Here is a 15,325-nt window from a genome sequence, read left to right as displayed (position 1 = left end):
GGAGGGTTTTAAAAAAGATGGGTAGTAAACATATAAGACTTACCTCTGCGGAAGTTACTTCACTTTGGACAAGTTATATGAATGAAAGTGCGATAAAATGTAAATATATGTATTTATTATCTAAAGTTAAGGATGAAGAAATCAGACCACTTGTTCAACAAGCTTTAGATATTACTCAAGGAAATTTAACCACTTTAAAAGAAATCTTTAATAATGAAAAATATCCGATTCCTCATGGGTTTAGCAGCAATCAAGATGTAGATGTATCTGCACCTAGTTTATACTCTGACCTATATGTTCTAAATTATCTGCATATGGCGGCTCAAATAGCATTACAAGGATACAGCCTCAATTTGTCACTTGCTGTCAGGAAAGATGTTTATAGTTATTTTAATGAATGTATTGCACAACTTACAACCTTTCTTAGGGAGGTTAAAGAACTTTTACTTTCCGAAGGACTATATATAAAGTCGCCATTTTTACCGATGCCTGACAATATTGATTTTGTGAAAAGGCAAAGTTTCCTTACTGGATTTCTTGGCGAAAAGCGACCTTTATTGGGAATAGAAATTACAAATCTATATAATAACTTTCAAAGAAATGCATTTGGTGTAGCTACTTTGATAGGGTTTAGTCAAGTAGCACAGTCAAAAGAAGTAGTAAATTTCTTGGTCAGAGGCAAGGAGATTGCCAAAAAACACTGCGAGTATTTTGGTTTAGTTCTTGCTGAGGATGACATTCCCGTACCTTCCACTTGGGATACCGAAGTAACAGAGTCAACAGTGCCTACTTTTTCTGAAAAGTTAATGATGTTTTACACAACAGGATTAATTGCATTAAGTGTGGGTTACTATGGGGCAAGTATGGGCATGAGTCCTAGAAGGGATTTGGGTGTACTGTATGGAAGGCTTTCAGCAGAGATATTAATTTATGCTGAGGATGGGGCAAACATTATGATTAAAAATGGGTGGTTAGAGCAGCCTCCAAAAGCACCTGATAGAGATGAATTGATAAAAAAGGACTAAATACATATACCCAAAAAGATTCTCGCTTTTATACAAAGTAATGGAAGCATATATCGAAAAGTATCTTGTTCAAGCTAACGATACTCGATTCCTTTAGAAAGGGAATTATGAAGGAAAGCTGTGTTAAAAGAATAAAATACTTTTTAAAAATTTAAACCGGGTGGGCAATTGAAGAAGAGCCAGGCTGTCGTAAGGAAGCTTTTTTTATTAAGTCGGCAATGGGTATATTGTAGGAGGTAAATAAGTATAAATGGGTATTATAGGGATATGCTAATGAAAAAAGGGATTATGTATGATATTACTTTTTATTTCAATTATCTTATTCAGTTTAATTGCTTTTAGAGCCGGTAAAGAACTGACCGCAAATCAAATTGCTAATATTTGTTCCTTTACTATATCATTTCAATTACTCTTTGATTTAATTGTTGAAATTAAACTCCATGGGTATTGGTATTTTGATGCAGGAGTTAATTGGTTAGGAATTCTTGCTCATATTTTTTTAATTCCCCCGGTAAATATAATTTTCTTAGGTTGGTTTCCTTTTAAGTCTTCCCGTTCTAAACAAGTTATTTATATGACCTGTTGGACAATAGGTATCATAATTTATGAAGCAGCTGCCTTGCTTCCTGAACCAATAGGATTTTTCCATCTTGGGTGGTGGAAGGTTTGGTACGATGTATTTATTGTCCCAATACTTTTACTTATCTTATTAAAATATTATAAGTGGATATGTAATCTGGAAAAGAAATTATTGGATCACGGTAAGTAATACATTTTATAAGAGTTAAACAAGGAGTTGCTGCGGCAGCCCTTTATTTATTCCACTAGCGGGGCAATAAATAAGCCTCTATGAGAGGCTAAAAGGGAACTCTCATAATCAATTCATGGGTGCCATAATGGCCCGCATCAAACACAGCTGTCCGTTTGTATCATAAAGCAAGAAAAGAAATGTATGATCAATGGATGTAAAATAATGATAAACGGGTGCGAGTGTGGAATAAGAAGTTAATAAGATACAACACCCATAACCATAGGACCCGGTATTAGAGTGTGAAAATAAGTGGTAAACTGGATTAAAATTAGAATGAGTATACTGGAAAGTCAAGAAAAATAAAAAATTGAAGTTTTAGCAAGTTGAAATAGAAGTGATGAATGAGAATTACCCATCAGTCGGTTGGATTGGTGCTATCTTCGTTAATAAAATAATCCAATTTTCTATTGAATATTTCCGGTTGACAGAGATTGCTTGGATCAAAAGCGTTTTCTATGATTTCAAACCTACAATTTGGAAGTCGTTCTGCAATTTGTTTGCTCATGTCGATTCCAATATTGGTATGATTCCCAACTAAAACGAGAGAGGGCATATTAAACTCTGCGATAAAGTCAGTGTAGTTGATCCTGTTAATGGCTAATCTTTGTTTCACTACTTCTTTTTTTCTCATGTTTGTTACAACTTTTTCCATTTCCTCTAGAGCTAAGGGCCACTTTGCGTATGTACTTTTAATTGAGTTAGTCAAGAATTTTGTTGGTAAATAATAAGCCCCAACCATATAAGCTCCAATCATTATTCCAAACATTTTAAGACTTTTAGGCTTAGTCGTACAAAAACTATCAACAATCACAAGCTTCTTTACTATACTCGAAAAAAGCTTTGTGAATAATTGGCAGATAACCCCTCCGTAAGATACACCTACAAAAATAGCCGAATGAATGTCTAATTTTTCGAGCAGCAATTTTATATCCTTACATTGTGTTGTTAATACCTCCGAAACTTTTGTAGTTAATTCACCCGATTCGCCGTTCCCGCGCAGATCAATGGAAATCACTGTGTTACTATGTTTAAAGTATTCAACTTGTGGTTTATACATAGATAAGTTAGCTCCTAATCCAGGAATAAAAACAATTGCTTCCCCGCTGCCTTCAATTTCATAATGAATCGTAGTTTGATTGACTCTTTCTTTAGGCAAATCTTAGCCCCCCTCAAGAAATTTATAATCGTAAAACATCGCTTCATTTCTAACCTGACATTAAGAATTAAAATAATTAATTGTTTTTCTATTATTAGTATTAGTTATAACACGAACCAGTACCTAAACCCAACTGAAACCGAAACTATTTTCCATCCCATTTTTAGGAGGTAAGTCATTTCCTTGGCTGAGCTATTTTTCATAAAAAGTTTTAAAGAGATAATGATTCTTTATGTCTATAACTTTAGACTTATCTAAATATAGGATTTGACTATTTTTTATTATATGTGTCTTATTGTAAATTTTTTTGTTATTATTTTGTAAATTAAAGGTAAATATGTATTATTTTATGGTATTATAGGTCTGGTTGTAAAAATATACAAAATAATCAAAAAGATGGGAGGATGTGGGATGATTTTCCTAAAAGATGTAAGGAAACAATACCATATGGGTGATGTGACTGTAGAGGCATTAAATATCCCTAGTTTAACGATTGAGCGAGGTGAATTTATCACAATCTTGGGTCCCAGCGGATCTGGAAAGACAACATTATTAAATATATTAGGCGGGTTAGATAACCCTGATTCTGGAAGTGTCAGCATTTCAGGTATGGAGTTGGGGAATCTGACAGATAAGAAGTTAACGAATTACCGGAAAGAAAATGTTGGATTCATCTTTCAATTCTTTAATTTAATTCCAACATTGACAGCCTATGAAAATATTCAAATAGGGGCTGATCTTGTAAAAAATTCATTGAATATAGACTTACTTTTGGAAAGCGTTGATCTAATGGAGCGAAAGGACCATTTCCCGGCACAATTGAGTGGAGGACAACAACAGCGTGTATCAATAGCTCGGGCAATCGTAAAAAATCCCCCTTTGTTATTATGTGATGAGCCAACAGGGGCACTTGACAGCAAGACGGGAGGCCAGGTGCTGCAGCTTTTATACAAACTTTCTAAAAAAGAAAATAAGACGGTAATTATCGTCACTCATGATCAGAAAATTGCGAAAATCGCTGATAGAGCCATTTATTTAAAAGACGGAAAAATTGTGGAGGATACACTTAATTATAATCCTAGAAAACTTGTCGAGGTGTAGCCATGTTAAATAAGAAACTCATGCGGGAATGGAAGCAGTTATTTTGGCAAGGGTTCCTCATTGTTCTCATTACTTGTATTGGTGTGGGAATGTATATAGCATCTTATAAGGCTTTTTTAAGCCTTGAGGATAGTTATGATTTTACTTATGAAAAACTAGAATTTGCTGACGCGCAATTCTTAACTAGAGATAACCCGCTGGATTCACTTGAGGAAATACGTTCTCTTCCCGGTGTGAAAAATGCAGAAGCCAGAGTAATAGCATCCGCTTCATTAAGCTTAGGACAAAAGGAAGAAATGGCCGCAATTGAAGCAAGAATGATTGGTCTAACGGGGGAAGAGCAGAAAGTGAACAAGGTGCATATTCTAAAAGGACAACCTTTAGAAGACGGTTCAGTTTGGGTGGAAAGGCATTTCGCTGAAGAACACTCTCTCAAACCTGGAGACACGTTAACATTTGAAGGGCTTGACAGCCAGCAAAAATTGAAGGTAGCGGGGATTGTCAGTTCTCCGGAATATTTATGGGTAGCAAAGAATCGGTCTGATGTCATGCCTTCTCCAAAGGAATTTGGTGTTTTTTTCACAAGCCAGGAAAGCTTAGCAAGTTTAGGGAGTTTAAATTCCTATTATGATGTAGTGATTACGAGTGGTGATTCGAATCGAAACATCAATGCATTGGAAGAATTATTAGCCCCTTACCGGCTAATTGATGTAATCGAGAAGGAGAAGCAAATTTCTTATGAATTATTGAAATTAGATCTTAAAGGATTTCAAGAGTTAGCCTACATATTCCCGGTTTTGTTTCTTTCTGTGTCTGGGTTTATCATTTTTATCTTGTTAAGCAGACTCGTAGACCAGCAGCGTCCGATAATCGGAACTTTGAGATCTTTAGGGTATTCCCAAAAGGCCATCAGGTGGCATTATTTAAAATTTTCAGTAATCCTATCTGCAATTGGGGGAATTTTAGGAACCATCGTCGGCTACTTTTTTGGGGACGCCGTCTTTGAAATGTACCGTGAACGAGTCGGTTTGCCGTTTGGGGAGAACCATTTTTATATGTCACTTTGGGTTACCGGGATACTGTTCAGTGTGTTGATCGGTGCACTTGCGGGCTATTTCCCAGCAAGAAAAGCAGCTAAGTTAAGGCCAGTTGAGGCAATGCGGGCTTCCTCACCGAAAATAGAATCAAAGGTCTATAAATGGCTGATAAAACGGTTTGATCCGATGATTAGGCGGTTGCCGCTGACGTTTCGAACGGTGATTCGTAATATGTTCCGCAGCATTGGCCGATATGCCTTAACCATTTTTGGAATTGCGGTCGCAATCAGTTTAGTGTTTACCACGTCAGGGATGCTCGATTCCGCGAAATACATTATCAACCAGCAATTTAATGAAGTGGAGAATTATGACCTCTCCGTTATCTTTCATGAACCACTTGACGAAGAAGCCATGGAGCAGATTTTGGCAACAGAAGGAATCAGCAAGCAAGAAGGAGTTTTAGATATCCCGGTTAACGCCACCGTAAATGGGCAATCAATGCAAACTATGCTGCGGGGTATGGATGATAGCCAAGAGTTGTATAGGGTTTATGAAAATATCCCTTGGTTAAATCTTTCTTCAGGGAAAATCGAAATTCCCGAAGATGGTGTCTTAATTTCAAAAAGTGTCCAAAGCCAGCTGAAAATTGGCGTCGGTGATGAAATAAAGGTGGAGTCTCCGTTTTATCAGGAAAGCGCCACATATATTGTTGGTGGAATCGTCAACCTTCCTGTGGGATCCATCATGATCCAGGATCTTTCCCAAGTTCATGAAACGTTTGTAGGTTCCCCGTCGGTTGCCTTCAATAAAGCATTTTTGGACGTATCGGGAGATAAACAAGTGATTATGAGTGAATTGGCAGAGAATCCAAATATTGTTTCGGTCCAAGACCATGCAAATATGACGGTTCAATTAAATAATTTTATGGGACTTTTCAATCTGTTTATTTTAATCATGTTTATCTTTTCCATTATATTGGCAGCTGCGATCTTGTTCTCCGTTATTTTCATTAATGTAATAGAAAGAAAAAATGAAATTACTACGTTGAGAGCATTTGGATATTCAAAGCGGAGAATCTTAAATTTGTTTGCAGTTGAACATATTTTTATCTCTATCATCGCTCTTACCTTAGGTGTTGTATTTGGGCTTGAGGGAATGCTTTCGGTTTCCTTGCTATACAATAGCGATGTTCTGACATTTCCCATTTTTATTCAGCCAGTGAGCATTGTATGGACACTGATTCTATTAATCTTTGTCGTACTTATTGCCCAACTGGTCAGCCAACGAGTAGTCAATCAATTTAAGCTTGCAGACGTGATTAAAGAGATGGCGAGATAGGTTAAAGGAGAGGCGCAATGAAGTTACGCAATAGAGTTATTCTCATTACCGGCGGGAGCAGAGGATTGGGAAAATCGATGGCATTAGGGTGTGCGGCTGAGGGCGGGGAAGTGATTATCACTGGCCGCTCTTCCGTACAGCCTGAATGGGTATACCAATATGAACAGGTTTCTTATTATCAGCAGGATGTTGGATGTTTGGAATCTACCAAAAAAGTATTAGAGCGTGTGTTCAATCAATATGCGCAAATCGATGTGCTGGTGAATAATGCAGGGATTAATCGGGACCATTTATTTAAAGATATGTCTCTTGATGACTGGAATGAAGTCATCAATACCAATTTAACAGGGCCGTTTATATGCAGCAAAGCGGTTTTGCCTTATTTTATAGATCAGGGATATGGGAAAATCATTAACATTTCTTCAGCTGCCGCTACAAGGGTAAATATCGGTCAAGCCAATTACTGTACGGCGAAAGCGGGAGTCGAAATGTTAACGAAAGTGTTGGCGATTGAGCTGCCTCGCATAGGCAACATTACCGTCAATTGTATCCAGCCTGGCGTTTTTGAAGAAGGAATGGGCGAGGAATTAATGAGCAGGGAAAAAGTTTGGGATAAGTATAAACCTAGGTTTGCATCAGGAAGACCTGGCTATGGAAATGAATTGGCTTCGAGTCTCGTGTTTTTAGCCAGTGATGAAAGCAATTATATTAATGGACATGTATTAGAAGTGAATGGAGGATTAATGTGGGTATAACCATTACTAAGGAAAGAAATGATGCGGTCAAGTCAATTTCCACGCTTACAGAGGTAAATGTCGGGATCTTAGGGATGGGCTCTTATGTTCCCAGTAACGTGATTACGAATCAAGAGCTGGAACAAAAAATCGATACAACCAATGAATGGATTGTCGCAAAAACCGGAATTGAGGAAAGGAGGCATCTAGATAAAGAAAAAGCAACTTCTCATATGTGCATTATGGCCGCAAATGAAGCGCTGGCCAATGCGGGGATCGCAGCGGGGGATATAGATGCGATTATCATCACGACCTTTACCCCTGACTATATCCTGCCTTCAACGGCCTTAATTGTTAAAGAAGCGATCGGGGCTTCCAAGGCCTTGCCAATTGACTTAAATCAAGTCGCGTGTGCAGGGACTCTATATGGAATGGTGTTAGGTACCCATTTTTTGATGAATCCAAACCATAAAAATGTATTGGTGATTGGCGCAGAGGCCATGTCCCGTATTATCAATCCGGATGACCGTTCCACATATGTCTTTTTTGGCGACGCTGCAGGGGCGATCGTCCTAAGAAGAATGAAAAAAGGAGTCAGCGCAGGGATTTTTGGCTGGGATCTTCATTCGAAGCTGGCGATGGACGTTCACATTCCAAGCGGAGGCTCGATGTCCCCGCATAATCAAGAGAGTTTGATGGCGGGAAAACAATATCTCCATATGGATGGCAGGAGCGTTTGGAAAAGTGCGACCACTTATCTACCTGAGTCGGTTTTAATTTTACTGGGAAAACATGGATTCAGAAAAGAGGATATCGACTTATTTTTATTTCATCAAGCGAACCTAAATATTATTAAAGAATGTATGAACCAGTTACAAATGCCTATGGAAAAGACATTTTGCAATGTCATGAAATACGGAAATACAAGTGCGGCAACCTTACCTGTCGTTTTATATGAGGCTTTAAATGCAGGAAAAATTAAGCATAATGATTTCCTTGTTTTTGCGACGATTGGTGCAGGCTATTTTTGGGGCTCGATGTTAGTCCAGTTTTCGATGGATTCTGCGAACTTTGAATAAATAAAAAGTGACATTTCCTAATTTGACAGAAACGGAATGGCGAAAATGCATGAACCTTGTATTTGTATCGTATCTTCTTGGAATAGAAAGAATTTTTGCAAATGGGGAGGACATGATGAAAAATCAATATGTACAAAATGTTGGGATCTTGTCTACAGGGAAGTATTTGCCTGAAAAGGTTGTCACCAATTTTGATTTAGAGAAAATTGTTGATACCTCTGATGAGTGGATCACTGAAAAAACCGGAATAAAAGAAAGAAGAGTTGCATCGGAAAGTGAGCATACTTCCGACATGGGAGTAAAAGCTCTATTAGATGCGGTCAAGCGCGCAGGTATTTCTTTGGACGAAATCGATTTAGTTATATCCGGTTCAAATACTCCAGATCATAAAAGTCCACAAATGGCTTGTTTAATGATGAACAAGCTCGGTATGACAGGAACTCCGGGGTTTGATGTTAGGTCCGGAGGCTGCCCAGGAGGGGTCTTTTCGTTATCTGTTGGGGCACGGTTTATCGCAGATGGTACATATAAAACCGTTGCAGTGGTCATACCAGAGTTAAATTCAAGAGTCGTTAACTGGAAGGATCGGACAACGTGCGTCATTTTGGGGGATGGTGCAGGATGCTATATCCTTCGTGCCACGAAAAATGACACAGGCATCATCCATACAAAATTAGGGTCAGAGCCATCAGGCTATTATGCAGCCTATGTCCCCGGAGGCGGGGATGCTTTGCGGTTAACGAAAGAAAACATCGATGATGGGCTGCAATATTTCCATATGGATGGGAAAAGTGTATTTGAATTTGGCACTTCCATTATTCCCAAAATGGCAGAAGAAATGTCGGAAGCGACGAACATTCCTATCAATGAAGTGGACTTTTTCCTTACTCATCAAGCGAATGCCAATATCATCAAGCAAGGGTTGGAAAAAGTTGGGGTACCTTATGAGAAGGCATTGGTCAATGTAACAAAATACGGCAATATGTCTGGTGCTTCCATGCCAGTAGCTTTAACGGAAGCTGTTGATGATGGACTTCTTACACCAGGAAAAGTCATCTTTTTATTGGCATTTGGCGCCGGATTATCTTACGGTTCGATTGCTCTTCGCTGGAGCGATCGCAGCGACTTTATATGTGAGGAGAAAGATTAATGAACAAACGCAGGGTGGCTGTTATCGGTATTGGGTTAATGGGACAAGGAATCGCACATTGTTTTGCAAGGTACGGCTTTGAGGTTATAACGGTGACAAGAAAAGGCGAAAACAAAATGAAACCGTATTTGGAAAAAGAGTTAAGGAAAAAGCACATCACCCAGGAAGAGTTCAATCAAGTCCTTTCAAACATTGTTCCGGTTACAATGGAGGATTTTGATGGCGATGTGGAATTGGCGATCGAAGCTGTCCATGAACAAAAAGACCTTAAACATGAGGTTTTCAAAAAGCTTGAGGAAAAATGTCATGCAGAAACGATTTTAGCCACAACGACTTCAACAATCCCTGTCGGTTTCATTGCGCAGGTAGTCACGAACAAAAGCAGGGTAGTCGGAATGCATTTCTGTTCACCTGTTACCCGAATGACAATTGTTGAAGTCATTAAAGGGGCTGAAACAAGTGAAGAAACCATCGTCAAAGCAAAAGAATATAGTTTGTTAATCAACAAAGAACCTTTAGTGGTTAAAGACTTTCCAGGCTTTGTTATTAGTCGTTTGGTCCAGGCGGTTGTCAATGAGGCAGCTTTAATCTATATGCAGGGTGTTGCAGATGCAGAGACGATTGACCGCGCGGCGCAAATCGGGATGAGTTTGCCAGTTGGTCCATTAAAGTTAGCAGATTTAGTTGGGATTGATGTTGCTTTAAGAGGGCTGGATTCAATGAGAGAAATGATGGGAGATGACCGCTACAATGCAAGTCCTGTGATCAGACAGAAAGTATATGAAGGCCATATCGGCAGAAAAGTTGGAAAGGGGTTCTATGAATATAATGACTAATATTCCGATTGGGTTAAAATCAGTTGGAGTTTTTACCCCTGACGTTAAAAAGGAATTCAGACTTCATGATGGTTCTGTCCAAGCTGTTTCTACAGCAGATAAAAACCTAACCACTTTTATGATGGCAGAAAGTGCGTTTATGGATATCTTTCAAAAATCAAATATTGACGCAGGCAATGTTGAACATTTTATCTACATGAATGATTCATTTGCTGATCATTTATATTTAATGAATAGCAGAAGTCTTTTAAGTAGAGTTGGGGTAAATAGGACAGTTACCTATAATATGTTTCAAGGTGGTAACTCCTCGTTACTAGGTTGTAAATTTGCTATTGACCATTTAAAGGTTAATAGCGAGGATACCCACTCATTTATTGGGGCATCTAGTCATTGGGAATACCACAGTGAAAATCGGGCATTAGGGGAAGCGATTTTAGGTGACGGTTCTGCAGTTGCTCATTTTAAAAAAGGTCATGAAGATTTTCAATTTATCTCCTTTTCCTCGAAGACAGTCGGGAAATACCATGATATCAATTACTTAGCAATTGGCGGATATCGACATCCGTTAGTGGAGGAAAATATTAAAAACGGGGAATTTGTTTTTAAGGTCCACAATGATGAACACTATCATGAACTAAAGGGATTAACTGTAAGCATTTCTGCTAATGTCTTAGCAAAGGCTTTGGTGAAAGCGCGATTAGAACTTCCTGATATTGATTTATTCGTTTTTCATTCTCATACGCCTTCCATTTCCAGCCAATTTGTAGAGTGTCTGCAAATACCGAATACGAAAGTGTTAGAAACGGTATCCGATAATGGCTATATGGGTTCGGCGGGAACATTGATTGCGCTTGATAAAATGATGCATGACAGCCGGATTGATAAGGGGTCTAATGTAGCGGTTGTGTCTCTAAGCGCAGATGGAAATTTTAGTGCGGCGATTGTGAAAGTTTAATAGAAGGAGTGAGTGATTGTGGGGATTGGGATAGCCTCGATTGGCGTTGAGCTTCCAAAGAATAAAGTACCTACTTCGGTCATTGCAGAAAAAGCTGGCTTACCGAAGAAAATATACGATCGGTTAGAATGTATTGAAATTTGGCAGGCACAGCCTGAAGAAGATCCAACAACATTGGGTGTTCACTCTGCACGAAAGGCTCTCGAGGAAGCAAGTGTAAAACCGGAAGATGTCGACTTGATCATTGCGAATTGCTGGAATGCTGAATACCATATGTGGCAGTTTTCAGCAAAGGTTCAAGATGAAGTTGGAGCAATTAACTCGACAACACTAGATATATATGGTGGATGTAATGCCCTAGGGGCTATGCTTCTAATTGCCTATGACCAATTAAGAGCTGATGAGACACTTGAAAATGTTCTCATCGTCTGCTCTGAACAATTAAGCGGCGGAACGTTTCCACAATTTATTGGCGACGGAGCTTGCTCAATTGTTTTAAATAGAAAGGCAAATCAGCTTCAATTAAAAGAATTTGTCCAGATTACCGATAAGCTTCCCGAACTTGGCTTACTTGAAAAAGGTGGAACAAAGGTCCCTTTTACAAATGAGACAGAGTTTAATGGATCTATTTGGGAAAATGTCAAGTTTAATATGGACAAGTTTAAAAAAGAAATTAAACCATTTGTCTATAATATGACCGCAGAAGCATTGCAAATTGCCTGTGACAAGTATGGCTGTAGAGTGGAAGATTTAGACAGGATTTTTATGGTGCACCAGCAAAAGTACTTTTCACTAGAATTAATGAAGCACTTAGGAGTTCCAGAGGATAAAACACCAGCACATTATATCGAAAAAGCTGGTCACTTTGGGGGGCATGATGTTTTTATTACCTTAAAATGGGCAATCGAAGATGGATTAGTAAAAAAAGGTGACTTGTTAGGTTGCATTATTTTTGGGCAAATGGAGTTCTATGGATTTATACTAGAATATTAAATTTAAAATATAGCATGTACGACTTTACATAGGGCATTAAGAGGTTAGGAGGGTGAGAGAATGGAATTTATCGGCGTAAAAGGAACGGCGGTCTATCAGCCTGCCGAAATGGTCAAAACAGATTATTTGTTAAAAACGGAGCAAATCTCAAAAAAAACGTTTAATAAAATTGGTGTATCGTCTGTTCGGGTTGCGAATCATTCGGAATCCCCAACGGATCTTGCAATTAAAGCAGCAAAATCTTTAATAAATGAATCAACTGTATCTTTGGATCAAATCAATATTGTTATATATGTTGGTGCCACTCCACCAGACTATCTTATTTGGTCACCCTCAGCAAAAGTATGTTATGAACTAGGGCTGAAAAAAGCAATTGGTTTTGAGGTGATGCTAGGCTGTGGTGGGGTTCCAATGTCATTAAAAATAGCGAAGGACTTGTTATTAAATACGAAAGATTGGAAACATGCCTTAATTGTGTCAGGTGAAAATTGGGAACCTTACACCACCAACCGGACTGCAGCTGGATTAATTTTTGGAGATACAGGAGCAGCTATATTGCTGGAAAAAGGTACAAATGTCAAAAATAAATTAGGAGAATTTGCGGGAGTAACAGATGGAAGGTTTTACGATTTTGCCTTTCTAAGCAGTGGTACAAAATTTGCGGATATGGAAAGACAAAAACAAACTGCCATTCGTGAGAATGAGTATAGCTTTTTTAATACAGACAGTGCCAACCTTTTAAGAGAGAACAATATTAAAAATTACTTATATATAACAAATGAACTTCTTGAAAAGTCGAAATTATCACTAAGTGATATTTCCTATTTACTGCTTCCTTCTGGCAGGAAGGATTTAATGGAAAAGCTTATCGATGTTTTAGAATTTGATAGGAGCCGTACTAATTTCCCCTTTTTGGAAAGTCAAGGGGATTTAGGGGCACCAGGATTTATTTGTGATTTAAATAATCTGTTCAACATCTATCAGCCAAGACGCGGAGAAAAGATTTTAACTTTATCTGCAGGAGTTGGAATATCGTGGCTTGGGTCCATTTTAGAAGTCTGATAGGAAAGGGCATTATTTTTTGAGGAGTTGAAAAAAGTGAATGAAGCATGGTCAGCTAAAATTATCGGTACAGGTAGTTTCCTGCCTGAAAATGTTTTAACTAATAAAGACTTAGAACAATTAATGGAGACGACAGATGAATGGATTCAATCGAAATATGGGATTAAAGAACGGAGGGTTGCCGGAAAAGAGGACCAAATTTCAACCCTTTCAATCGAAGCAGCAAAAAGAGCATTAACAGATGCAAATATAGAGGCGGAGGATATTGACCTTATCATTCTTGCATCTATTAATTCCGATGTGAAATCACCGGCTACTGCTTGTTTTGTACAGGCTGAACTAGGGGCAAAAAATTCCATTGCGTTTGATATGAATGTTGGAGGATGCCCTAATTCTGCATTTGCCTTATTAACTGGGATAAAATATATGGATCCATATAATTTTAAGAATGTTTTGGTGATTTGTACAGAAATTTATACCAAATTCATTGATTGGAAATATAGGAATACCGCTTGTTTTCTAGCAGATGGATCAGGGGCTGTTGTTTTAACGTTATGTGGGAAAGAACAAGGTGTTCTTGGATATGATTTTGGTGTTGAAGGGACAATGGCAAAATCAGCGTGGTGGCCCACGGGAGGCACTCTTGGTACTATTTCAGAGAATGTAGAGATGGATGGTCAAGCAGTTTGGGATTTTGGGCATTCGATCGTCCCGCAATCGATCAATAATGTATTAAAACAGTCCAATTTCAATCCAAATGAAGTAGATTTCTATATTTTCCATCAAGCAAATATTAATATTATCCAAAATATTATGAAAATGTTTAGCGTCCCTCTCAATAAGACCCATATAAATAATGATAAATTTGGGAATACAGGTGGTGCTTCGTCGTTAATTGCTTTAGATGAAGCACGAAGAAAAGGGTTAGTGAAAAAAGGAGATAAGCTTTTGTTTTGTGCATATGGTTCAGGTTTGGCTTGGGGAACACTTTTATTCCAAATGTAGTTCACTATAGCTATATAAGGAAAAGGGGGATGATGTTGGGAAGGAGCAATGAGGGGGATAGGGCCCGCATCCACGTATTATGAATGGCATGCATCTCTTGGACTGTTAGCGCAGCGTATTATTATTAGTTTAGTGATGGAAGGCGTTTTTGAGAAGTTCCCGAATTTAAAAGTTGTATTTGTAGAGTACGGTTTTTCATGGGTAGCTCCTCTCATGTGGGGCTAGATAAGATTGGAAATCACTTCGTCATGAAACCCCTTGGGTAAACATGCTTCCAAGTGAATATATCAGAAGAAATATCCGATTACATGGATGGGAGTTTGATCTGGAAACGGGTAAAACGATATTTGCACCAGATAAGGTTTCTATAAAAAATTACAGTATCAAGTAAAAGGATAAAATCCGTTCGTAATATAAGGTTAGCCAGATTTTTCTGGTTGACCTTTTTACAAATCAACGCTTTCATAAACATGGTTAAAAAAATGTCCAAACCCTTGGTCTACTTGGGATTAGGCGTTTTTTAATTATATCAGATTTAACGTTAAGAAGGGTTAACGCACAACCCCCCCCAATGTGTGGGGGGATTGTTACCATCTATAAGCACTTTCACAAGTATTAGCCCTTGGTTCATAATAACAATGCTGTTTAAATTGCCCTGAAAATGGCTGATCATACCATGTTGGCGGACATGGAGCATACGGATTGAAATACCAAAGAGCAAACTTGGAAGGATGCTCCCTCCAATAGTCTAAGGTTTGCTTGGCTAATCTCTTTTCCACACTTCTTGCTCTATTATAAAAAACATTTCCTTTCTGAACTGCTTCGAAAGAATAATTTCCTCCTTGCACCTGAAAAATCACTTGGGGTATGGTCCTTAAGCCTTCAAAATCGAGACAATTAGCTTTTCGCCGATTGACAATTACATTTCCAACCATAAGCATTCCCAGTTTTCCTTCACCTTCGGCTTCTGCCCTCATCATCCTTGCCATTAAAGCAACGTCACTGTCGGTATATTGTACTCTTGGCACTTTTTATCACCTCTA

General features: G+C 38.4%; 15 protein-coding genes. 13 read left to right on the top strand and 2 right to left on the bottom strand.

Annotation, left to right across the window (positions count from 1 at the left end; genetic code table 11):
- The first annotated feature begins 17 nt into the window (after positions 1-17).
- Both DFO73_RS11660 and DFO73_RS11655 read left to right on the top strand, forming a co-directional pair.
- On the top strand, positions 18-1,025 hold the full coding sequence (locus DFO73_RS11660) for a DUF3231 family protein (protein WP_110064958.1): 1,008 nt from the start codon (positions 18-20) through the stop codon (positions 1,023-1,025).
- Positions 1,026-1,317: 292 nt separating this feature from the next.
- Positions 1,318-1,794 (top strand): hypothetical protein, encoded by a 477-nt coding sequence (locus DFO73_RS11655; RefSeq protein ID WP_110064957.1) that lies wholly within the window; start codon positions 1,318-1,320, stop codon positions 1,792-1,794.
- Between the two features lie 397 nt (positions 1,795-2,191).
- On the opposite strand, the gene DFO73_RS11650 is transcribed toward DFO73_RS11655, so the two are convergent.
- On the bottom strand, positions 2,192-2,992 hold the full coding sequence (locus tag DFO73_RS11650; RefSeq protein WP_110064956.1) for an alpha/beta fold hydrolase: 801 nt from the start codon (positions 2,990-2,992) through the stop codon (positions 2,192-2,194).
- Positions 2,993-3,403: 411 nt separating this feature from the next.
- Between DFO73_RS11650 and DFO73_RS11645 the strand changes: the two genes are divergently transcribed.
- The 11 genes from DFO73_RS11645 (at position 3,404) to DFO73_RS28630 (ending at position 14,507) form a co-directional block, all read left to right on the top strand.
- The gene (locus DFO73_RS11645; RefSeq protein ID WP_110064955.1) at positions 3,404-4,093 is read left to right on the top strand and encodes an ABC transporter ATP-binding protein; all 690 of its coding nucleotides are present in this window, start codon (positions 3,404-3,406) and stop codon (positions 4,091-4,093) included.
- Positions 4,094-4,095: 2 nt separating this feature from the next.
- Positions 4,096-6,468 (top strand): ABC transporter permease, encoded by a 2,373-nt coding sequence (locus DFO73_RS11640; protein WP_110064954.1) that lies wholly within the window; start codon positions 4,096-4,098, stop codon positions 6,466-6,468.
- Positions 6,469-6,485: 17 nt separating this feature from the next.
- On the top strand, positions 6,486-7,223 hold the full coding sequence (locus DFO73_RS11635; protein WP_110064953.1) for an SDR family NAD(P)-dependent oxidoreductase: 738 nt from the start codon (positions 6,486-6,488) through the stop codon (positions 7,221-7,223).
- A complete protein-coding gene (locus DFO73_RS11630; RefSeq protein ID WP_258309417.1) occupies positions 7,214-8,281 on the top strand; it encodes a 3-oxoacyl-ACP synthase III family protein in 1,068 nt (355 codons plus the stop codon). Before DFO73_RS11635 ends, DFO73_RS11630 begins: the two co-directional genes overlap by 10 nt.
- A gap of 115 nt (positions 8,282-8,396) precedes the next feature.
- Positions 8,397-9,431 carry a 3-oxoacyl-ACP synthase III family protein gene (locus tag DFO73_RS11625; RefSeq protein WP_219993428.1) on the top strand — a complete coding sequence of 345 codons (1,035 nt, stop codon included), beginning with the start codon at positions 8,397-8,399 and terminating at the stop codon, positions 9,429-9,431.
- Positions 9,431-10,267 (top strand): 3-hydroxyacyl-CoA dehydrogenase family protein, encoded by an 837-nt coding sequence (locus tag DFO73_RS11620; RefSeq protein WP_110064951.1) that lies wholly within the window; start codon positions 9,431-9,433, stop codon positions 10,265-10,267. Before DFO73_RS11625 ends, DFO73_RS11620 begins: the two co-directional genes overlap by 1 nt.
- Positions 10,251-11,222, top strand: a complete 972-nt coding sequence (locus DFO73_RS11615; protein ID WP_181395988.1) for a 3-oxoacyl-[acyl-carrier-protein] synthase III C-terminal domain-containing protein — start codon at positions 10,251-10,253, stop codon at positions 11,220-11,222. The genes DFO73_RS11620 and DFO73_RS11615 overlap by 17 nt, the downstream gene beginning before the upstream one ends.
- 18 nt (positions 11,223-11,240) lie before the next feature.
- Complete coding sequence (locus DFO73_RS11610) at positions 11,241-12,215, top strand: 3-oxoacyl-[acyl-carrier-protein] synthase III C-terminal domain-containing protein (RefSeq protein WP_110064949.1); 975 nt, start codon at positions 11,241-11,243, stop codon at positions 12,213-12,215.
- Positions 12,216-12,323: 108 nt separating this feature from the next.
- The gene (locus DFO73_RS11605; RefSeq protein ID WP_181395987.1) at positions 12,324-13,277 is read left to right on the top strand and encodes a 3-oxoacyl-[acyl-carrier-protein] synthase III C-terminal domain-containing protein; all 954 of its coding nucleotides are present in this window, start codon (positions 12,324-12,326) and stop codon (positions 13,275-13,277) included.
- A gap of 36 nt (positions 13,278-13,313) precedes the next feature.
- Positions 13,314-14,282, top strand: coding sequence for a 3-oxoacyl-ACP synthase III family protein (locus DFO73_RS11600; RefSeq protein WP_181395986.1), 969 nt, complete (start codon positions 13,314-13,316; stop codon positions 14,280-14,282).
- Between the two features lie 48 nt (positions 14,283-14,330).
- Positions 14,331-14,507 carry a hypothetical protein gene (locus DFO73_RS28630; protein ID WP_181395985.1) on the top strand — a complete coding sequence of 59 codons (177 nt, stop codon included), beginning with the start codon at positions 14,331-14,333 and terminating at the stop codon, positions 14,505-14,507.
- A gap of 362 nt (positions 14,508-14,869) precedes the next feature.
- Here the strand turns inward: DFO73_RS28630 and DFO73_RS11595 are convergent, their stop codons facing one another.
- The gene (locus DFO73_RS11595; protein ID WP_110064946.1) at positions 14,870-15,310 is read right to left on the bottom strand and encodes a cell wall hydrolase; all 441 of its coding nucleotides are present in this window, start codon (positions 15,308-15,310) and stop codon (positions 14,870-14,872) included.
- Positions 15,311-15,325: the final 15 nt, after the last annotated feature.

Origin of the sequence: Cytobacillus oceanisediminis, from assembly GCF_003182355.1 — a bacterium.
GTDB classification, from domain to species: domain Bacteria; phylum Bacillota; class Bacilli; order Bacillales; family Cytobacillaceae; genus Cytobacillus; species Cytobacillus oceanisediminis_A.
The sequence above is the reverse complement of the archived record's forward strand: the minus strand, read 5'-3'. Positions and strand labels throughout refer to the sequence as shown.

Coding starts and splice junctions, on each gene's coding strand:
- DFO73_RS11660 (WP_110064958.1), top strand. CDS start 18: ATGGGTAGTAAACATATAAGACTTACCTCTGCGGAAGTTACTTCACTT.
- DFO73_RS11655 (WP_110064957.1), top strand. CDS start 1,318: ATGATATTACTTTTTATTTCAATTATCTTATTCAGTTTAATTGCTTTT.
- DFO73_RS11645 (WP_110064955.1), top strand. CDS start 3,404: ATGATTTTCCTAAAAGATGTAAGGAAACAATACCATATGGGTGATGTG.
- DFO73_RS11640 (WP_110064954.1), top strand. CDS start 4,096: ATGTTAAATAAGAAACTCATGCGGGAATGGAAGCAGTTATTTTGGCAA.
- DFO73_RS11635 (WP_110064953.1), top strand. CDS start 6,486: ATGAAGTTACGCAATAGAGTTATTCTCATTACCGGCGGGAGCAGAGGA.
- DFO73_RS11625 (WP_219993428.1), top strand. CDS start 8,397: ATGAAAAATCAATATGTACAAAATGTTGGGATCTTGTCTACAGGGAAG.
- DFO73_RS11620 (WP_110064951.1), top strand. CDS start 9,431: ATGAACAAACGCAGGGTGGCTGTTATCGGTATTGGGTTAATGGGACAA.
- DFO73_RS11615 (WP_181395988.1), top strand. CDS start 10,251: ATGAATATAATGACTAATATTCCGATTGGGTTAAAATCAGTTGGAGTT.
- DFO73_RS11605 (WP_181395987.1), top strand. CDS start 12,324: ATGGTCAAAACAGATTATTTGTTAAAAACGGAGCAAATCTCAAAAAAA.
- DFO73_RS28630 (WP_181395985.1), top strand. CDS start 14,331: ATGAGGGGGATAGGGCCCGCATCCACGTATTATGAATGGCATGCATCT.